This is a genomic window from Desulfosarcina alkanivorans (assembly GCF_009688945.1).
In the GTDB taxonomy this organism is placed as follows: domain Bacteria; phylum Desulfobacterota; class Desulfobacteria; order Desulfobacterales; family Desulfosarcinaceae; genus Desulfosarcina; species Desulfosarcina alkanivorans.
In genome coordinates, this window is record NZ_AP021874.1 from 1,883,266 (window position 1) to 1,902,003 (window position 18,738).

The window sequence follows — 18,738 nt, forward strand, 5'->3', positions numbered from 1 at the left end:
CGGGTCTTCGGGCCGGAGGCTGACAGCAGTTTGATTCGTTATGTCCCGTGCGCCGGATCAAGTCCGGCCTGAAAAACGGGAGGTGTATCGCAGCTGCCGCGTCAGTATCCGAGCGCGCTGCCGATCTGGTAAATGGCCACGGCCATCAAAAAGGCCAGAGAGGTGTTGAAGACCATTGAAAATACGCCCCATTTCCACGACGACTCCCGGGCGATACAGACCACCGTGACAAAACAGGGGGCGTAGAACATGATAAAAATCATCAGGCTCCAGGCGGTAAGAACGCGCCAGCCCGGCTCCACGGCCAGCCTGCCGGCCAGGGAATCGGCGGCCTCTGCATCCACCGCCCCCAGCGAATAGGCCGTTCCCAGGGTCGAGACGATCACCTCCTTGGCGGCGAACCCGCCCAGCAGGGCAATGTTGGTGCGCCAGTCAAAACCGGCCCAGCGGGTAACTGTTTCGACGCCGGTTCCGATGCGGCCGGCCAGGGAATGGCGCAGGGCGGCATGGGCCTGCCGGGCATCGACGGCCACCAGGGCGGCCTTCAATTCCCCGGCCGCGGCGGAGAGGGGCTGCCCTCCGGTTGACCTCTCGAGTTCTTCGGCCGCCGGCAGTGCCGCCGAGGACACGATGTCGCTGCGCAGGGCGTCATAGGTGTCGATCTGTGAATCCGGCAGGCGGGGAAAGGTCATGGCCGCCCACAGCAGAACGCTGATTCCCAGAATCACGGTCCCGGCCTTCTTGATATATTGCCAGGTTCGTTCCCAGGTGTGGATCATCAACCCCCGGAAAGTCGGCAGGCGATAGGGGGGCAGTTCCATGACAAACGGCGTGGACGCCCCCTTGACCACGGTCAGACGCAGGAACTTGGCCGCCAGCAGGGCGCCGGCCCAGGAGATCAGGGTGAGGATGAACATCATTCGGGCCCGGCTGTCGGGGAAAAACGCGGCGATGAGCAGGGCGAAGACGGGCAGCTTGGCCCCGCAGTTCATGAACGGGGCGGTCAGCAGGGTGGCGATGCGTTCTTTGGGTGACCGCAGGGTCCGGGTGGCCATCACGCCGGGCACCGCACAGCCGCCGGCAATGCCGCCGGAAACGATGTAGGCCATCACCGAACTGCCGTGCAGCCCGAAAACCTGGAACACCCGATCGAGCATGAACGCCACCCGGGCCAGGTACCCCGAATCCTCGAGAATGGCGATGCCGAAGAACATGAACAGGATCAGCGGCACGAAGCCGAGCACACCGCCCACCCCGTCGATGACGCCGGAAACGACCAGGGACTTGATCAGGCCGTCGGGCAGCAGGCCGGACACGCCGTCTCCGAGCCATTCAAAAAAAGCCTCGCACCATCCCACCGGCACCTCGCTGTAGGTGAACACGAACTGGTAGAGGCCCATGAGCACCAGCAGCATGAGAATGGGACCGGCGAAACGGTTCACCAGCACCTTGTCGATGCGGTCGGACAGAAACAGCCGGTTCTTGTCATGGCGTTCCCGGACCACGCCCTGTTTGAGCATGGAACTGATAAACCCGTAGCGGTGGTCGGCGATCATGGCCTCCGGGTAGGTCTCCAGGGTCTCTTCGATATGCGCCCCCACCTCCCGGGTGACGGCCTCCAGCCGGTCGGCCAGGTCCGGGTCCGCCTCCCGCCCTTTTTCGAGAATCTGGGCGTCGTTTTCCAGGTACTTGATGGCGATCCAGCGCGACGGGTACAGGCCCGTGAGAAAATTGCTTTCGGTAATGAGCTTTTCCATCTCCTGGATGGCGGTTTCAAGATCCCGGCCATAGGAGACGCGCAGGGGGTCGGGGCGGGGCGCCTCGGCCACCGTTTGCACGGCGTCCATCAGGTTTTTTTTACCAAACCCGCTACGGGCCACGATGGGCACCACCGGCACGCCGAGCAGCCGGGAAAGTTTCTTGTCGTCGATCTCGATGCCCCGGCCCCTGGCCACATCGATCATGTTCAGGGCCACGCAGGTGGGGATGCCCAGTTCGAGGAACTGGATCGTCAGGTAAAGGTTGCGCTCCAGGTTGGACGCGTCCACGATGTTGACGGTCACACGGGGGCATTCGTTGACCAGGAAGTCCCGGGCCACCACCTCCTCCACGCTGTAGGCGGTGAGGGAATAGGTTCCGGGCAGATCCACGATGTGCATGTCGTGGCCATTTTGCCGGTAGCTGCCCTCCTTGCGGTCCACGGTGACGCCGGGATAGTTGCCCACGTGCTGCCGTGAACCGGTCAGGGCGTTAAAAAGGGTGGTTTTCCCGGCGTTGGGATTACCACCCAGTGCAACACAAATGTCCATTGTTATCCGTTGACCTCGACTTCGATATGATCGGCTTCGTTGTTGCGAAGCGTCAGGGTAAAGCCTTTGACGCGCAGGGCCACCGGGTCGTATAGCGGTGCCCGGCCCTGGATTCTGATTTCAGCGCCCGGCACCAGCCCCATGTCCCGGATCCGGCGGCCCAGTTCACCGCCGACCTTGACGCTGGCGATGGTTCCTTCCTGATTGATCTGCATGTTGCGAACATTGATTCTTTTCATTGGAACTCCACAAAATCCCTAAAATATTTCACGGTTCGTAAATTTTTAGGTATGCCAAACTTTACAAGGTGTCAATAGAAAAATTCGGACCACAGGTACGGGATCCGTGAAAACCGATCAAGGCGGCAAGCTGGGCCTTCGATCCGGAATTCCACCTTCCACCTTCCACCTTCCACCTTCCACCTTCCGACCCACGGGTCAGTGCCGGCACCCTCATGTACTGCCGGCACAATGATCCGGGGTGATGACGTTGTTGGTTTCCGTCGTCAGGGACGCCGCCGGAGTTTCCGTTTTGACCAGACAGCTGCGCACAAAGCGCCACACCGGCTGTACCGAAAGGATCAGGATGAGCACCGCGCCGGCCAGCCCGACGGCATGCGGGATGGCTTCGCCGGCCTGCCCCACCATGGCCCTGGCCGAGATGCCCAGGGCACTGTAAATCCAGTCCACCAGCAGGCCGAAACCCACCGCACAAAGAGCGATGGCCGCCAGGTAGATGCCCGTGGCCCGCCTGCCCAGCACTCTGGTGAGCACGGTCAGGGAGGTGACGTTGGTGGCCGGTCCGGTCATCAGGAACACCAGGGCTGCACCGGGGCTGACCCCCTGCAGGATCAGGGTGGCCGCAATGGGCGTGGAGGCCGTGGCGCAGATGTAGATGGGAATGCCGACCCCCAGCATGATCAGCATGGACCCGAATCCGCCGCCCATGAAACGGCTGAAAACCGATTCGGGGATCATCACCGTGATGATGCCCGACAGCAGCAGCCCGAACAGAAACCACACCGCCAGATCGCCCCACACATCGGTGAAGGCAAACCGGAAGCCCGCCTGTATCTTTTCAGTGAAACTGTGGTGATTGCGGTGCACCTCCGGCCGGCAGTTCTGCCCGTCGCAGCAGCCGTCCACCGGGCAGGAGAGGTCCGGGACGATGGGGCGGCTGGTGTCCGGCCTGCCCAGCAGGTTCTCTGAAATGCCGGCGGCAAAGGCGGTGACGAAAGCCGCCACCGGCCGCACCACGGTCATGATGGGGTCCATCAGGGCGTAGGTGATGGCGATGGAGTCCACGCCCGATTCCGGGGTCGAGATCAGAAACGAGGTCACGGCCCCGTTGTTGGCCCCCTGCTTTTTCAGCGCCGCGGCCGCCGGCAGCACCCCGCAGGAGCACAGCGGGATGGGAATGCCCATCAGCGAGGCCTTGAACACCGATTTGAAGCGCCCCTGTCCCAGGTGCCGCGAGACGGCCCCGGGGTTGAGGAATACGCGCAGCAGCCCGCTGACCAGCAGTCCGAAAAGGATGAAGACCGACGATTCCAGCAGGAGGTTCCAGGACTGAAGCAAAATATCGAGCACCAGGTTCATTGGCTACCGCTCCTATTGTTTGGCCATCGATAAAATCGTAACCGTTCACGGAGTTGAAAAGATCAATTTATTGAAAACACCGAACAGTAAGCGTTTACAGGGTGCCGTAGATGCAAGGCGACGGGCATGCAGACGTACTATCCGTACTTCAAATGCCCGGTAACGCAGCATCCTACGGCACCCTGTGAACGCTTACGATTCCCCGATGTGGTCAAGCCCCACACGAACCAGATCCATCACGTGGGCGTCGTCCAGCGAGTAGTACAGGATCTGCCCGTCGCGCCGGGGGCTGACCAGCGAAAGCTCCCGCAGGCGCCTGAGCTGGTGGGAGACCGCCGATTCGCTCAAGCCCAGGTAGGCGGCGATGTCGCACACGCACATCTCCCCGCCGCGCAGGGCCAGGATGATCCTGAGCCGCGTGGGATCCCCCATGATCTTGTAGGTCAGGGCCAGCCGCTCCAGGTCCGCCTCACCGATGGCCTCTGCCCTGGCCCGGGCCACCCGCTCGAGGTGCACCACACGTACATCGCAGACCTCCTCGGTACAGGTGGTAAGGGTATTTTTTTTAACCACATCGCCCTCCTGGGACAATAATATATGAATACATGCTCAAATATAAAAACAACCGGGGCCTTGTCAAGCAACCGGCGTTCGTTTTGCCATTTTTTATCGAAAGGGGTGGCAGAAAAAGGGGATTGGCAGACCTGAGTTCAGGGATTGTGGGCTTGTAAATTGTCGTCTTACAGATGGGCGAGGCCCTTGCCCGGCACCGGCATCCGCCCGGAGGCAACATCGGATTCCGGCGCGGCAATGCGGGGTTTTATTTGCGCAGTGCTCTCACCCGCTCGATGGTCTCGGCCGGCAGCGTCGTCACCGGTGCGCCGGTGGCCAGGGCATGGTGGTAGACCTGGGCCGTCTTCTCCAGCAGTTCGGCATTTTTCCACGCCTGATCCAGCGTCCTTCCCAGGTTCAGCGCCCCGTGGTTCTGCAGAACAAAGCAGTCGCACCCGTTGGCCACGGTCCGCCGGACGTTTTCGGCCAGTTCCGGGGTGCCGGAAAAGGCGTAGGGCACCACCGCAACGGTCTCGCCGATGGCCAGGGCCACCTCGTCGAACAGGGCCGGGATGGGCCGGTTGATCAGGGCGAAGATGCTGGCGCAGGCCTGGTGGGTGTGGACTACGGCGCCCACGTCCGGCCGGCTCCGGTAGATGCCGGCGTGCATGGCCGTCTCCATGGAGGGCTTCAGGTCGCCGGCAATGGAATTCAGGTCGAAATCCAGCACGCAGATTTCCTCGGGAACCAGGTTCATGTAGGGCTTGCCCGACGGGGTGATCACCAGCACCGGTTCGCCGGGGATGCGCACGGACACGTTCCCGCCCGCGCTGAGCAGGGAGCCGAAGTAGCCGTGTTGGCAAAGCCACCGGCAGCAATCGATGATGTCCTTGCGGGGTTGCAGGTAGGGGTCCATCGTTTCTCCTTCATGGAAGATCGCGGGTCAGTGTCTCTGGGTGCCCGTGCACTCGAACAATCCGTGGGCAAACGGACTCGGCGGACGCGCGTTTTTTTCCCGCACAGGAATAACCAATCGTTTAAACGGCGTCAATCGTAAAGCGGGCCGGCCGGAAAAGATCATGGTCCGGAGCCATATGCGTCTGCCGACCCTCACGCACGCGCCTTATATTGCACTCACGGGTCCGGGCCATTGCCAAACCGCTCCGTGTGATTTAGTTTCAGCAGTGTCCCGTCCGGACCTTTGCACCGACCGGCGGTTGGGGTTCCCCGACAGTCTCCCGGGTCAACCGGTCGCCATTCACCAGGAGAAAAGACGCATGCCAGACGACGTATACCGCCAGCTCCACCATGCGCTGAAGTCGTTCATCCCCGAATCGCGCATGGCCACGGACCCCCTGCGAACCCTGGCCTACGGCACCGACGCCAGCTTCTACCGCCTGATCCCCAGGATCGTGGTCCGGGCGGACAACGAAGCCGAGGTGGCCGGAATTCTCCGGCAAACCGGAGAGAAAAACATTCCGGTCACCTTCCGGGCCGCCGGAACGAGCCTCTCCGGCCAGGCCATCAGCGACTCGGTACTGCTGGTGGCCGGGGAGTCGTGGCAGCAGTGGGAGGTGCTCGACGGCGGGAAAAAAATCCGCCTTCAGCCGGGCATCATCGGCGCCCGCGCCAACGGGATCCTGGCCCCCTATGGCCGCAAGATCGGACCGGACCCGGCGTCGATCAACGCGGCCATGATCGGCGGTATCGCCGCCAACAACGCCTCGGGCATGTGCTGCGGCACGGCCCAGAACAGCTACCGGACCGTGGACAGCATCCGCATCGTGCTGGCGGACGGCACCGTGCTGGACACCGGTGATGAACACAGCCGGGCGGCCTTTGCATCCACCCACGGCCCCATGCTGGCCCGCCTGGACGAACTGGCCCGGCGGGTCAGGGCCGACGTACCCCTGGCCGACCGCATCCGCAGCAAATTCAAGATCAAGAACACCACCGGGTACAGCCTCAATGCCCTGGTGGACTACAGCGACCCCTTCGACATCATCACCCACCTGATGATCGGCTCCGAGGGAACCCTGGCCTTCATCTCCCACATCGTCTACCGCACCGTGGCGGCGCCGCCCTTCAAAGCGACGGCCCTGATGATGTTTCCGAAAATCGACGACGCCTGCCGAACGGCCCGTCGCATGCAGGACCTGCCCGTGGTCGCCGCGGAGCTGATGGACCGCGCCTCCCTGCGCAGCGTGGAGGGAAAGACGGGCATGCCGGCCATGATTCAAGGCGTCTCGCCGACCACCACCGCCCTGCTGGTGGAAACCCAGGCGGCTGATTTCGCCACCCTGTCGGCCCATGTCCGTGAAATTGCCGATACCCTTGAAATGCCGATGTCCACGAGATCCGTCCCTGGCGGCCGCACCCACGAGTGGCAACTGGCGGGAGCGGGCATGGACGTTCCGGCGGTCTTCACCGACGACGCCGGACGGAGCGACAGCCTGTGGCGGGTGCGCAAGGGCCTGCTGCCCTCCGCAGGCGCTGTGCGGCGGCTGGGCACCACGGTGCTCATCGAGGACGTGGCCTTTCCCATCCACAGCCTGGCGCCCGCCACCCTGGACCTGCAGGCCCTGTTTGGCCGGCACGGCTACCGGGAGGCCATCATCTTCGGCCACGCCCTGGCCGGCAACCTGCATTTCGTCTTCTCCCCCGACTTCGGCATTCCCGCCGAAGTGGACCGCTACGCCCGCTTCATGGACGACATCGCCCGCATGGTGGTGGACGTCTACGACGGGTCGCTCAAGGCCGAGCACGGCACGGGCCGCAACATGGCGCCCTATGTCGAGAAAGAGTGGGGCAGCCAGGCTTACGGCCTCATGGGCGAAATCAAAACCCTGTTCGATCCCCGGGGGCTGCTCAATCCCGGCGTGATCCTCAACCCCAACCCCAGGGTTCACCTGGAAAACCTCAAGCCCCTGCCGCCGGCCGACCCGCTGATCGATGCCTGCATGGAGTGCGGCTTCTGTGAATGCCACTGCCCGTCGCGCAATCTCAGCCTGACACCGCGCCAGCGCATCGTCGTCCAGCGTGAGATCGCCCGGCTGACGGCATCGGGCGACGACGACGCCCGGTTGGCCGAACTGAAAAAGGGCTACGGCTGGCAGGGTGAGGCCACCTGCGCCGCCGACGGTCTGTGCGGGGTCTCCTGCCCCGTGGACGTGGACACGGGCAAATTCACAAAAACCTTCCGCTCCCGGCAGGTCAAGGGGCAGCCCTACCAGTGGCTGGCCGACCGGGCCGCCGATCATTTCGGGCCGCTGACCGCCGGCATCCGCACCGGCCTGAGCGCTGCCGACCGGCTGCACCGCCGGATCGGCAGCGAGGCCATGGGCCGCCTGACCGGCGTCCTCAGGCGCCTTTCCGGCAACCGCCTGCCGGCATGGCTGCCGTCGCTGCCCACGGCGGCAGCGCCGCCCCGGGGCCGATCCGCCGGCAGGGGAGACCGGGCCGTGGTCTATTTTCCGGCCTGCGTCAGCCGGACCATGGGGCCGGACCCCGGCGACCCGCTGGACGCCCCCCTGCATGAGGTTACCGAGCGGGTGCTGCGACGGGCCGGCTACCGGGTGGTCTACCCCGAGCGTATGGACGGCCTGTGCTGCGGCCTGCCCTTCGAGAGCAAGGGCTTCTTCGCCCAGGCCGACCGGAAGTCCCGTTCGCTGGAAGCGGCCCTGCTGCGGGCCTCCGACAACGGGCGCCTGCCCGTGCTGTGCGACACCAGCCCCTGCCTGGAGCGCATGCGGCGCACCTTCGGCCCGCGCCTGACGCTTTTCGAGCCGGTTGAATTCACCGCCTGTCACCTGCTGGACCGGCTGACCATTACCCGGACCGAAGATCCAATTGCCCTGCACATCACCTGCAGCGCCCGCAAAATGGGCCTGGACAAGGCCTTCATGACCGTGGCCGAGGCCTGCGCCGAAACCGTGGTGGTGCCTTACGGCATCGAGTGCTGCGGATTTGCCGGAGACCGGGGATTCAATGTGCCCGAGCTCAACAGCGCCGCCCTGGCGGGCCTCAAAAAGGCGGTGGCCGGCTGTACGGCCGGCTACGCCAACAGCCGCACCTGTGAAATCGGCCTGAGCCATCACAGCGGCATCCCCTATCGATCCATCATGGTGCTGGTGGATCGATGTTCCAGGGGATAGGGGCCGAGGGAAAAATAACCGGACCGACACCTGACCCCTTGAACCCTCGAATCCTTGAACCCTTTTTGAAAGTGACCATCGGGAAACGACCCACATGCCATCTGTAATCCTCAAACCGAAACGTGAAAAATCCCTTCTCAACCATCACCCCTGGGTGTTCTCCGGTGCCATCGCCCGCATGGACGAGGCCCCCGGCCCCGGAGGAACCGTCGACGTGCTCGCCGCGGACGGGCGCTGGCTGGCCCGGGGGGCCTATTCGCCCCGATCCCAGATCCGCGTGCGGGTCTGGTCATTCGACCATGCCGAAGCGATCGATGAGGACTTTTTCAAACGCCGCCTGCAGCAGGCCCTTGGCCTGCGCCGGCGGATCCTGGCTGGCACGGACACCAACGCCTGCCGGCTGGTGGCCGGCGAAGCGGACGCCCTGCCGGGGCTGATCGTGGACCGCTACGACCGCTGGGTGGTCTGCCAGTTTCTGAGCGCGGGGAGCGAGCGTTGGAAAGCGGCCATCGTCGACGGTCTCGAGGACCTGATACCGGACCTGTCAGGCATCTACGAACGGTCGGACGCGGAGGTGCGCAAAAAAGAGGGGCTGGCCCTGGCCACCGGCTGCCTGCGTGGCGCCGAACCGCCCGATGGGGTCGACATCAGGGAAAACGGCTGCCGCTACCGGGTGGACGTCAAGGGGGGGCATAAAACCGGGTTTTACCTGGACCAGCGCGACAACCGGGCCTGCTTGGCCGCCTATGCCCGCGATGCCGACATGCTCAACTGCTTCGCCTACACGGGCGGATTTGCCGTGGCTGCCCTCCTGGCCGGCGCCGCTCACGTGGTCAACGTCGATGCCTCGTCATCGGCACTGGAACTGGCCCGCATCAATATTGAGCTGAATGGCCTGGGCGAAGACAAAACAAGTTTCGAAACCGGCGATGTGTTCGCGCGGCTTCGCCATCACCACAACCAGGGGAGGACCTTTGACCTGATCGTGCTCGATCCGCCCAAATTCGCCACCTCCAAGGGCGACCTGATGCGGGCCAGCCGGGGGTACAAGGACATCAACCGCCTGGCCTTCCATTTGCTGCGCCCCGGCGGCACCCTGTTTACCTTCTCCTGCTCCGGCATGATGGGACGCGACCTGTTCCAGAAGATCGTCGCCGACGCGGCGCTGGACGCCGGCCGCCAGGCGGTGATTCTGCAATGGCTGAACCAGTCGCCGGATCACCCCACGGCCCTGAATGTTCCCGAGGGCAGCTACCTCAAGGGGCTGGTGTGCAGGGTTTGTTAGCGGTTCAGGTTGAAGGCTGAAGGAATTTAGCATTAAAAACAGAAAAGGAGGATTCCCATGAAAAAAACCATTCTCACGCTTCTGGCAATCCTTGGTGCGGCCGCTTGGATGGCCGGGCCGGCTGCCGCCCAGGGCGGCCTGGTCAGCCTCAAGAGCAGCCACGACGTGGTGGACACCGCCAATCGGCTGGAAAGCGCCCTGAAGGAAAAGGGCGTCACCGTCTTTGCGCGCATCGATCATGCCGCCGGCGCCCAGGGCATCGGGCAGCCCCTGAAGCCCACCCTGCTGATCATCTTCGGCAACCCGGCCATGGGGACCCCATTGATCCGGCGCAGCCGTTCGATGGGCATCGACCTGCCCCTGAAGGCCCTGATCTGGGAAGACAGCGCCGGTCAGGTCTGGTTCTCCTACAACGCCCCGGAGTACCTGGCCCGTCGCCACGGAATCACCGAAATGGGAGAACAGGTCCGGAAAATGGAAAATGCCCTGTCCAATTTCGCCTCGGCGGCCACCCTGCCATGATACGCCAGACCCGGTAAAAAACATGGGGTACCCCATGAAGGCGTGCCGCTTTCCGGCCGGCGCCTCCCCGGGTCCCGGTCGGACGCTTTGGACAGGGATCCCGCCAGCCCAGGCCCTTGTTTCATATGTATTACTTTTCTTATGTAGAAGAATGTTTCTATACCCGAAAAGAACCATTCCCGGGCATGTTCACCGTTGCCGCTGACCGGGCAATGTGCTAAACATGAAGAACTTTCCCAGCACTTATCATCACGGCAACAGGCCTTGAGACGACCGGCCGCCGACCGATGCGGCCGATGGCCCTCCCTGCAGCGCATCCACCGATACGCGCCGGACGGGCAATGCCGACGCCCCCTGCGGGCGAGAACCGCAATAAACCGTTGATGAGGTATTTACGGACAACATGCCAGCGGAAGATGTGACATCCGTTCCCAGCCTTGAATGGCAGGACGAAGAGGGGGTGGACCGGCGCCTTGCCCTGACGGACAAAATATTCCTCGGCCGCGTCTGCCGTGGAATCGAGCGGGATAAGTGCATCCTCGTGCGCAATCCGATGGTTTCCCGCGACCATGCCGTCGTCCGGCTGACCCCCCAGGGGGTGAAAATCACCGACATGAGCAAAAACGGCACCCGGATCAACGATGTCCGCATGGCACCGGGTGCCTCCCGGCGGCTTGAAAACGGTGATCTCATCACCCTGGGCGGCCTGTCCATCCGCCTTTCCTGCCCGCAGATCGCCGCCCGGCAGGAACCGGAGAACTGGATGGAGCAGACCGCGATCAGCCCCACGGCCGTCTGCATCACCAGCCTGGTGGCGGATGTCCGCGGCTTTTCCGCATTTTCCCAGAAGGCCGATTCAGCGGTGGTCTACACCCTGATCAAGGAAATTTTCGCTCGATTCAGCACCATTGTGAACGCCCATCAGGGGACGGTCAAAGATTATGCCGGCGATGCGGTTTTCGCTTTCTGGGAGCATCCCGGGGGGTTTTCGGGGGATCATGCCCTGTCGGCCTGCCAGGCCGCCATCAGCCAGTTGCGCAGCCTTCCCGGGATCCACCGGGAACTGACCGGCCGCGGCCTTGCCGTGCCCCCCCCGGTGCTCGGGTGGGGCCTGACCACCGGACGCGTGACGCTGTCCCATTACGGGTCCCGGTCCGCCGGCATGGCGCTGGTGGGAGATTGCATCAACCTGGCCTTCCGGCTCTCCTCCATGGCCAGCAAGACACTTCCCCAGCCCATTGTCATGTGCCGGCAGACCGCGATGCTGGTTACGCAGAAACTGCCGCTCCTGGACCTGGGCGACCGGGAGATCCGGGGCCGCAGCGGCATGGAGCACCTGTTCGGCGTCCAGCCACCGTGAGACACCTGTTTCAAGGGAGCGTAACGCCTTGGCATTTAACAGCCTGAACCGCATCTTTCACCGCCTTTCCACGGACGATTGCTTCGGGTGGATCGTTCGCCGGCGGGTTTTTGTCCTGGTTGTCATCGGTGCCCTGACCCTCTTTTTCCTGAGCGCCATCCCCCGGCTCGTCTTCAACACCTCCATATATGACATGGTAATCGAGGACATCGATGAAACCCGCCAATACCAGGCATTCAAGGAGGTCTTCGGGTCCGAGGAAATCATCCGGGTGGTGATTTCCTGCCGGGATGTCTTTGGGGCCGCCGCCTTTCGCCAAATCAGCCTGGTGGCCGAAACCCTCAGGCGCATCGAGGGGGTCCGCCGGACCATCAGCCTGCCGGACATCAAAAAAGCGGTCGATCTGTCCGGCACCTGGTCACTGGAAACCTTCCGCAATCGCGTGGCCGACGTCCCCCTGCTGCGCAACAACCTGCTGTCGGACGACCATGGCACCACCCTGGTCACCCTGGTGCTGGCCGACGGCGCCGACCACGACAGGGTCATTGCGCGCGTGCAGCAGACCATTGACCGGGCGGGAACGGACCTGGCCCTCTACCAGATGGGCATGCCGGTGATCTCCCAGGCCCTGGCGGTTTTCACCGAACGGGATTTTTTCCGCCTGCCCCCCATCACCTTTCTGGTGGTCGCCCTGATCCTGTTCCTGCTGTTCCGCAACGGCCGGGACGTGCTCCTGCCGCTGGCCTGCGTATCCCTTGCGCTGGTCTGGACCCTGGGATTCATTGCCATGACCGGGCTGGCGCTGTCGATCCTGACGATGATCGTGCCCGTCTTCCTGATTGCGGTGGGTACGGCCTATTGCCTGCATATCGTTTCCGAATACCGTCACCGGACCGTCCGCGCACCCTCTCCCGAAGCCGCCACCCTGGCCACCTTCCGGACGATTGCCTTTCCCACGGTGCTGGCGGCGGGCACGACGGTCCTGGGGCTCGGCTCCCTGTTCGTAAGCCGAATCGTTGCCATCAAGACCTTCGCCCTGTTTGCCTGCGGCGGCATGACCAGTTTCGTGGTCATCGTCCTGACCTTCCTTCCCGCCGCCCTCTCGCTGATGCCGCTGCGCAAGCCCGAAAAACGCGCCGGCAGGCGACCGCCGACCATTGTCCAGCGCCTGATCGACGTCATTGTCTCCCTGAACCTGGATCACCGGCGGATCACCCTGCCCCTGTTCGCCGCCCTGGTCCTGGTGTGCATTATAGGCATGCTCCGGCTGAAGGTGGAAACCAACCCGGTGGGTTATTTTCGCCAGGACGCCCAGGTGAGACGGCACTTCGACGATATCCACCAGCGCCTGTCCGGCAGTTTTCCCGTCAACGTCATGATGACCCATGGGGAAGAGGACTACTTCCAACGGATCGAGGCCATCGAGGCCCTGCAGCGGTTCCAGACGTTCGCCCAGACCCTTCCCGGTGTGGACAAGGCGGTCTCTTTTTCCGAATACCTGAAGCTGGTCAACTATGCGTCCAACCGCTATGAGCCGGCCGACTACCGGCTGCCCACCGAATCCTTCGAGGTGCGGATGCTGGTCAACAGCTATCGCATGATGCTGGGCCAGGACATGCTCGACGCCTTCATGGCGCCCGATTTCAGCCGCACCAACATCGTGCTGTTTACCAACATCGCCAGCTCCGGCGACTTTTTACGCCTGCGGGACCGGATCATGGATCACGTCAGGACCGGCTACCCCCATGAGATCGCCTGGGATGTGACCGGCTTCGGCATCGTGATCTCGGCCAGCAGCCAGCAGCTGACCAACGGCCAGATCAAAAGCCTGTCGCTGACCATGGCCATGGTCTTCGCCGTCATGTTCATGCTGTTTCTCTCCTGGAAAGTGGCGCTGATCGCCATCGCGCCCAACCTGTTTCCCATCGTGGTCAACTTCGGCATCATGGGGTGGCTGGGCATCGAGCTGTCCATGGCAACCAGCCTGATCGCCAGCGTGGCCATCGGCCTGGCGGTGGATGACACCATCCACTACCTGGTGCGCTTCAACCGTGAATTCAAAACCGATCTGGACCCCCAGCGGGCCCTGCGCACCACCTTGAACCACATGGGCCGCCCCATCATTTTCACCAGTGTGACCATCGGCGTCGGCTTTGCCATATTGATCGTATCGGGATTCAAGCCCACCGCCGTCTTCGGAGCCATGATGGCCATCACCATGTTTTCGGCACTGGTGGGGGACCTGATTCTGCTGCCCTCGTTGATGCAATACGTGGAACTGGTCACCCTGTGGGACCTGGCCCGCATCCGTATGGGCAAGGATCCGGGCCTTGAAATCCCCCTTTTCCATGGCCTCTCGCGAACCGAAATGCACTCCATTCTCATGGCCGGCACGTTAAAAAAGGTCACCGCCGGGCAGGTGCTCTTCCAGAAGGGCGACCCCAGCGATACCATGTACGCCGTCATCTCGGGTCGTTTTGAAATCATCGACTTCGAAACCAGCGACGGCCCCGGCGTTTCCCACGGGATTCAGAAGCACATCAATTTTGCCCGCAAGGGCGACATCCTGGGCGAATTGGGCCTGCTGCGGTCCGCGCCGCGCTCGGCCACGGTCGTGGCCACGGATGCGGGAGAACTGCTGCCGGTCAACTGGAACGTCATCCGCCGGCTCCAGTGGCTTTATCCGCCCACGGCCCTTAAATTTTTCAACAACCTGCTCACCATTCTCTGCGACCGGGTCGAAAATCTCACCCACTGCATCGCCAATGAAAGCCTGGTGGACGATCTCACCCGCCTGTGCAACCGCAAAGGGTTCTGCGGCATCCTGGAACGGGAGGTCAGGCGGGCCGCCCGGACGGGCCAGCCGTTGACCTTGTGCCGCATCGATGTGGAATTTGAAAACAACCACCACCGGAACAAGAACAACGTTCTGCGGCAATTGGGTACGGCCCTGGCCGGATGCATCCGGGGAGGGGACACGCTGAGCCGCATCGATACCCGGCAGTTTGTCCTGCTGATCACCGATTCGGCGGACGGCGACCACGGCGCCGTGCTGAAGCGGATTCGACAGGCAGCCAACCGTATCCGGCGGGCCGATGCCGGCGAGAAGCCCTTTTCCATCCACCTGTCCACCACCACCGTCCCCCATGAACCGGCCACGGACGGGGACCAGATTCTCGAATGCACCCTGGCCTGCTTTGAATCCCGGTCCCACGACTGAACGCCGCCGTCTTCGCCCCCACAATTGAGGTTTCAATTCAAGTCCGGTTTGGTTATAAGAGCGACGTGACCTAACCTTTGGATCGAAAGGACCTCCTCCCCGTGACCCTTGAAGCACCCGAGCATACCGATATCCTGGTGGTGGGCGGCGGCGTGATCGGCCTGGCCTGCGCCTATTACCTGGCGCGGTCCGGACGATCGGTCCGCATCATCGAACAGGAAACCATGGGTGCCGGCGCCTCCCACGGCAACTGCGGCCTGCTCTTCATCAGCGATCTGCCGCCCCTGTGCTCCCCCGGCGCCGTCACCCAGGAACTGATCCGCACCCTTCGGGGGACCTCGCCCCTGTACATCAGGCCCCGGCCGGATCCGTCCCTGGCCTTGTGGCTGCTGCGGTTTGCCGCCAAATGCACCCGGGCACACCGGGACCACGCCATCCGGGCGCGGGATGACATCCTGCGGATTTCCGGGGAATTGTTTACCGATCTTTTGACGGACGAAGCCCTGGCCTGCGAATTCGAACAGCGCGGCGTTCTCATGGCCTTTACCGATCCGTCAACCAGGGACGGCTACGAAAAAACCAATCGCCTGCTCGAACCCTTCGGGCTGGCGGCGACCTATTGCGACCGCCGGACGATCCGGCAGATCGAGCCGGCCTTGAACGACCGGGTCTGCGGCGGCTGGCACCATCGGGCGGACAGCCATTTGCGACCGGAGCGGCTCATGTCAGCCTGGACACGGGCCGCCCGAAAACACGGTGTACGGATCAATGAAGGCTGCCGCCTGAAACGATTCGACACCCGCAGCGGAGCGGTCATCGGCGCCCGGACGACCCGCGGCCGGTTCACGGCCGACCGCTTCATCCTGGCCGCCGGTGCCTGGACCGTGGCCATCGGGCGCCATCTGGGGGTCCGCATCCCCGTGCAGCCGGGCAAAGGATACAGCATTACCATGGATCGACCGGCTGTCTGCCCCCGGATCCCCTGCTATATGGTCGAACGCAACGTCGTCGTCACACCGTGGCGAAGCGGCTACCGCCTGGGCGGCACCATGGAGTTTTCCGGCTTCGACAGTCGACTGGACGAAAGGCGTCTGTCCAACCTGGAAACATCGGCGGCCCTTTACCTGCGGACACCGGTGGGCCGGCGGGTGACGGAACGCTGGACGGGCCTGCGCCCCATGAGCGTGGACGACCTGCCCATCATCGATCGCATGCCCAACAGCGACAACCTGTTCGTCGCCACGGGCCACGGCATGCTGGGGCTGACCACAGCCACAGCAACCGGCCGGCTGATCACGGACATGGTTCTTGGCCGTCAACCGTCCTTTGACCCCACGCCTTTTTCAATCAATCGATTCGCATGACCCTGAGCCAGGAAACTTGAATTGCCAGTGATCGACCTGCAGGCACTGTATATTTTTCACAGCTTTGCGGCGGCGGCCATATCCGCCGCCCTGGCCGTCTACCTGATACCCCGCTGGGAGGTCCCTGCCGCCAGATGCCTGCTGCTGCTGGAGGGATCGGTGGCGGCCTGGTCCTTCTGCTACGGCATGGAGTTCTGGAGCGCCACACTGGCGGGCAAGCTGTGGTGGGTCCGCATGGAATATCTGGGCGCGGCCTGGACGGGCGTGTGTTATTTCCGCTTCGCAATGGCCCTTACCGGCCGGATGTCGTGGCTGCAGGGTGCCCGGGGCTGGGCCCTTTTCATTGTCCCGGCGATGACCCTGGCGGCGGTGTTTACCAATGCGCACCACGACTTGATCTGGTCCCGGGCGTGGATCGAAACGGGCGGCCCGATTCCGGTCATGGCCTACCACCGCGGAACCGGTTTCTGGATATTCGTGGCTTACTCCTACGGCCTTCTGGTGGCGGGCACGGCGGCGCTGTTCTACGGATATCTCTTCTCCCGCCATATCGGAAACCGTCACTTCTGGTTGATTTTCATCGGGATCGCGGCACCATGGACCAGCAACCTTCTCTACCTGCTTGAGTTCGCCCCCATTCGCCATATCGATCTCACGCCGGCCGCCTTCGCCATCAGCGGTCTGACCTTTTTCTGGGGCACCCTCCGGCAACAGATGCTGGAATTGATTCCCATTGCCAGGGATGCAGTCATTGAGGGCATGCAGGACGCTGTTTTCGTGCTGGATATCAGGGACCGGGTGATCGATCTGAATTCGTCCGCGCAGCGACTGCTCGCGGAACCAGCGGGAAAGCCGGCCGGCAGGCCGCTTTCGGTTGTTTTTCCCCAGCTGTCCGCACAGGTGGAACAAAGCCGGACCAGCGGAAGCGACGATCGGGAGGTGTCCATTGCTGGAAAGACCGGAACCCTGCATTGGCGCCTGCGGCAATCCCCGATCCACAGCCATGGCGATCGGCTCTGCGGCCGGCTGGTGATCCTGCAGGACATCACCGGGCAAAAAGCGAACGAGGCAGCGATTCGAGAGAGCGAGGAGAAGTTCCGCAGCATCAGTGCAAGCGCGCTTGACGCCATCATTATGATGGATCCGGAAGGCCGGATCTCCTTCTGGAACCCGGCGGCGGAGCAGATCTTCGGCTATCGTGAGGATGAAATCCTGGGCAAGGACCTGCACGCGACCCTGGCCCCCGAAGCCTTCCACACCCGATTCAGTGAGGCCTTTACAGCGTTTCGACGGTCCGGGAGCGGTCAGATGCTGGGCAAAACCGTTGAGATTGAATGCCTTCGCAAAAGCGGCGATGGGTTTCCGGCGGAACTGTCCCTGTCTCCCCTGCGGCTGGGCAGTCAGTGGCACACGGTGGGAATCGTCCGCGATATCACCGAACGAAAGAAGACCCAGGAGTATCTGATCCAGACCGAAAAGATGTCTTCCCTGGGAGGCCTGGCAGCAGGCATGGCCCATGAAATCAACAATCCCCTGGCCGGCATACTGGCCAATGTCCAGGTGATGCGCATGCGCCTGCTCAGCGATCTGCCGGCCAATGTCGCCGCGGCCGATGAAACCGGGGTGGACCTCAACAGGCTGTGGGCCTATATGGGCAAACGGGGCATCCTCGAAAAAATCGAAGCCATCGACCAGTCCTGCCAGCGGGCGGCCGCCATCGTTCGCAACATGCTGGCCTTTTCGCGCAAAAGCGATGCCGTCCTTTCGGACCACGACCTGGCAGAACTGCTTGACCAGACCGTGGACATGGCGGAAAACGATTTTCTGATCAAGAAGCACCAGGACTTCCGCCATATCCGAATCGAGCGGCGCTACGCCCCGGATATGCCCCGCATCGTCTGCGATGCCGGACAGATCCAGCAGGTGATGCTCAACATCCTGAAAAACGGGGCCCAGGCCATGTGGGGGTCCGGCGACAGACAGCCCGAACCGAAGTTCATCCTGAGGGTGGACCGCCAGGACGCCTGGGGGTGCATCACCATCACGGACAACGGCCCCGGCATGACGGGGGAAACCAGAAAGCGGATCTTCGAGCCCTTTTTCACCACCAAACCCACCGGTTCGGGCACCGGCCTGGGCCTCTCGATTGCCTATTTCATCATCACCGAAAACCACGCGGGCAGGCTCTTCGTCGAATCCGCACCCGGCCGCGGAACCGCCTTTGTGATCAAACTGCCATTGAAACCGGCGCCGTAATCCAGTAAAGAAAGGGTCGAGGGGGCCGGGCATCGAAGGACACACCCCGGAACGACGATCGACCACACCCACGTGTAAAGCGTCATCATGCCGGTGGAACATGTTAAGCCAAAAAATT

12 protein-coding genes are annotated in these 18,738 nt (G+C 62.9%); 7 read left to right on the forward strand and 5 right to left on the reverse strand.

The genetic code is table 11. The features are described from left to right. Positions 1 to 101: 101 nt before the first annotated feature. The 5 genes from feoB to DSCA_RS08350 all read right to left on the reverse strand — a co-directional run bounded on the left by feoB (position 102) and on the right by DSCA_RS08350 (position 5,375). Entirely contained in the window at positions 102 to 2,309 is a 2,208-nt protein-coding gene (feoB, locus tag DSCA_RS08330; RefSeq protein ID WP_155315990.1) for a ferrous iron transport protein B, read from the reverse strand. A gap of 2 nt (positions 2,310 to 2,311) precedes the next feature. Further along, positions 2,312 to 2,548: a FeoA family protein gene (locus DSCA_RS08335; protein WP_155315991.1), complete on the reverse strand. Its 237-nt coding sequence runs from the start codon at positions 2,546 to 2,548 to the stop codon at positions 2,312 to 2,314. Positions 2,549 to 2,761: 213 nt separating this feature from the next. Further along, positions 2,762 to 3,907, reverse strand: a complete 1,146-nt coding sequence (locus DSCA_RS08340; RefSeq protein WP_155315992.1) for an SO_0444 family Cu/Zn efflux transporter — start codon at positions 3,905 to 3,907, stop codon at positions 2,762 to 2,764. 192 nt (positions 3,908 to 4,099) lie between these two features. Next, complete coding sequence (locus tag DSCA_RS08345) at positions 4,100 to 4,480, reverse strand: ArsR/SmtB family transcription factor (RefSeq protein ID WP_155315993.1); 381 nt, start codon at positions 4,478 to 4,480, stop codon at positions 4,100 to 4,102. Positions 4,481 to 4,727: 247 nt separating this feature from the next. Beyond that, positions 4,728 to 5,375, reverse strand: coding sequence for a class II aldolase/adducin family protein (locus tag DSCA_RS08350; protein WP_155315994.1), 648 nt, complete (start codon positions 5,373 to 5,375; stop codon positions 4,728 to 4,730). A 361-nt stretch (positions 5,376 to 5,736) separates the two neighbouring features. Here DSCA_RS08350 and DSCA_RS08355 point away from each other — a divergent pair, with 361 nt between their 5' ends. The 7 genes from DSCA_RS08355 to DSCA_RS08385 all read left to right on the forward strand — a co-directional run bounded on the left by DSCA_RS08355 (position 5,737) and on the right by DSCA_RS08385 (position 18,620). Further along, positions 5,737 to 8,613, forward strand: a complete 2,877-nt coding sequence (locus tag DSCA_RS08355) for an FAD-binding and (Fe-S)-binding domain-containing protein (protein WP_155315995.1) — start codon at positions 5,737 to 5,739, stop codon at positions 8,611 to 8,613. A gap of 94 nt (positions 8,614 to 8,707) precedes the next feature. Then, a complete protein-coding gene (locus DSCA_RS08360) occupies positions 8,708 to 9,898 on the forward strand; it encodes a class I SAM-dependent rRNA methyltransferase (RefSeq protein ID WP_155315996.1) in 1,191 nt (396 codons plus the stop codon). 57 nt (positions 9,899 to 9,955) lie between these two features. Then, the gene (locus DSCA_RS08365) at positions 9,956 to 10,420 is read left to right on the forward strand and encodes a DUF302 domain-containing protein (RefSeq protein WP_155315997.1); all 465 of its coding nucleotides are present in this window, start codon (positions 9,956 to 9,958) and stop codon (positions 10,418 to 10,420) included. 403 nt (positions 10,421 to 10,823) lie between these two features. Continuing rightward, positions 10,824 to 11,780 carry an adenylate/guanylate cyclase domain-containing protein gene (locus tag DSCA_RS08370; RefSeq protein ID WP_155315998.1) on the forward strand — a complete coding sequence of 319 codons (957 nt, stop codon included), beginning with the start codon at positions 10,824 to 10,826 and terminating at the stop codon, positions 11,778 to 11,780. Positions 11,781 to 11,808: 28 nt separating this feature from the next. Next, positions 11,809 to 15,000 (forward strand): MMPL family transporter, encoded by a 3,192-nt coding sequence (locus DSCA_RS08375; RefSeq protein ID WP_155315999.1) that lies wholly within the window; start codon positions 11,809 to 11,811, stop codon positions 14,998 to 15,000. Between the two features lie 101 nt (positions 15,001 to 15,101). Further along, a complete protein-coding gene (locus tag DSCA_RS08380) occupies positions 15,102 to 16,364 on the forward strand; it encodes an NAD(P)/FAD-dependent oxidoreductase (RefSeq protein ID WP_167527669.1) in 1,263 nt (420 codons plus the stop codon). A gap of 27 nt (positions 16,365 to 16,391) precedes the next feature. Then, positions 16,392 to 18,620, forward strand: a complete 2,229-nt coding sequence (locus DSCA_RS08385) for a histidine kinase N-terminal 7TM domain-containing protein (protein WP_231716515.1) — start codon at positions 16,392 to 16,394, stop codon at positions 18,618 to 18,620. The last annotated feature ends 118 nt before the right edge of the window (positions 18,621 to 18,738 follow it).

Excerpts from the sequence above, each read along its gene's own strand:
- feoB (WP_155315990.1), bottom strand. The coding sequence starts at position 2,309 with ATGGACATTTGTGTTGCACTGGGTGGTAATCCCAACGCCGGGAAAACC.
- DSCA_RS08360 (WP_155315996.1), top strand. The coding sequence starts at position 8,708 with ATGCCATCTGTAATCCTCAAACCGAAACGTGAAAAATCCCTTCTCAAC.
- DSCA_RS08335 (WP_155315991.1), bottom strand. The coding sequence starts at position 2,548 with ATGAAAAGAATCAATGTTCGCAACATGCAGATCAATCAGGAAGGAACC.
- DSCA_RS08370 (WP_155315998.1), top strand. The coding sequence starts at position 10,824 with ATGCCAGCGGAAGATGTGACATCCGTTCCCAGCCTTGAATGGCAGGAC.
- DSCA_RS08350 (WP_155315994.1), bottom strand. The coding sequence starts at position 5,375 with ATGGACCCCTACCTGCAACCCCGCAAGGACATCATCGATTGCTGCCGG.
- DSCA_RS08355 (WP_155315995.1), top strand. The coding sequence starts at position 5,737 with ATGCCAGACGACGTATACCGCCAGCTCCACCATGCGCTGAAGTCGTTC.
- DSCA_RS08365 (WP_155315997.1), top strand. The coding sequence starts at position 9,956 with ATGAAAAAAACCATTCTCACGCTTCTGGCAATCCTTGGTGCGGCCGCT.
- DSCA_RS08340 (WP_155315992.1), bottom strand. The coding sequence starts at position 3,907 with ATGAACCTGGTGCTCGATATTTTGCTTCAGTCCTGGAACCTCCTGCTG.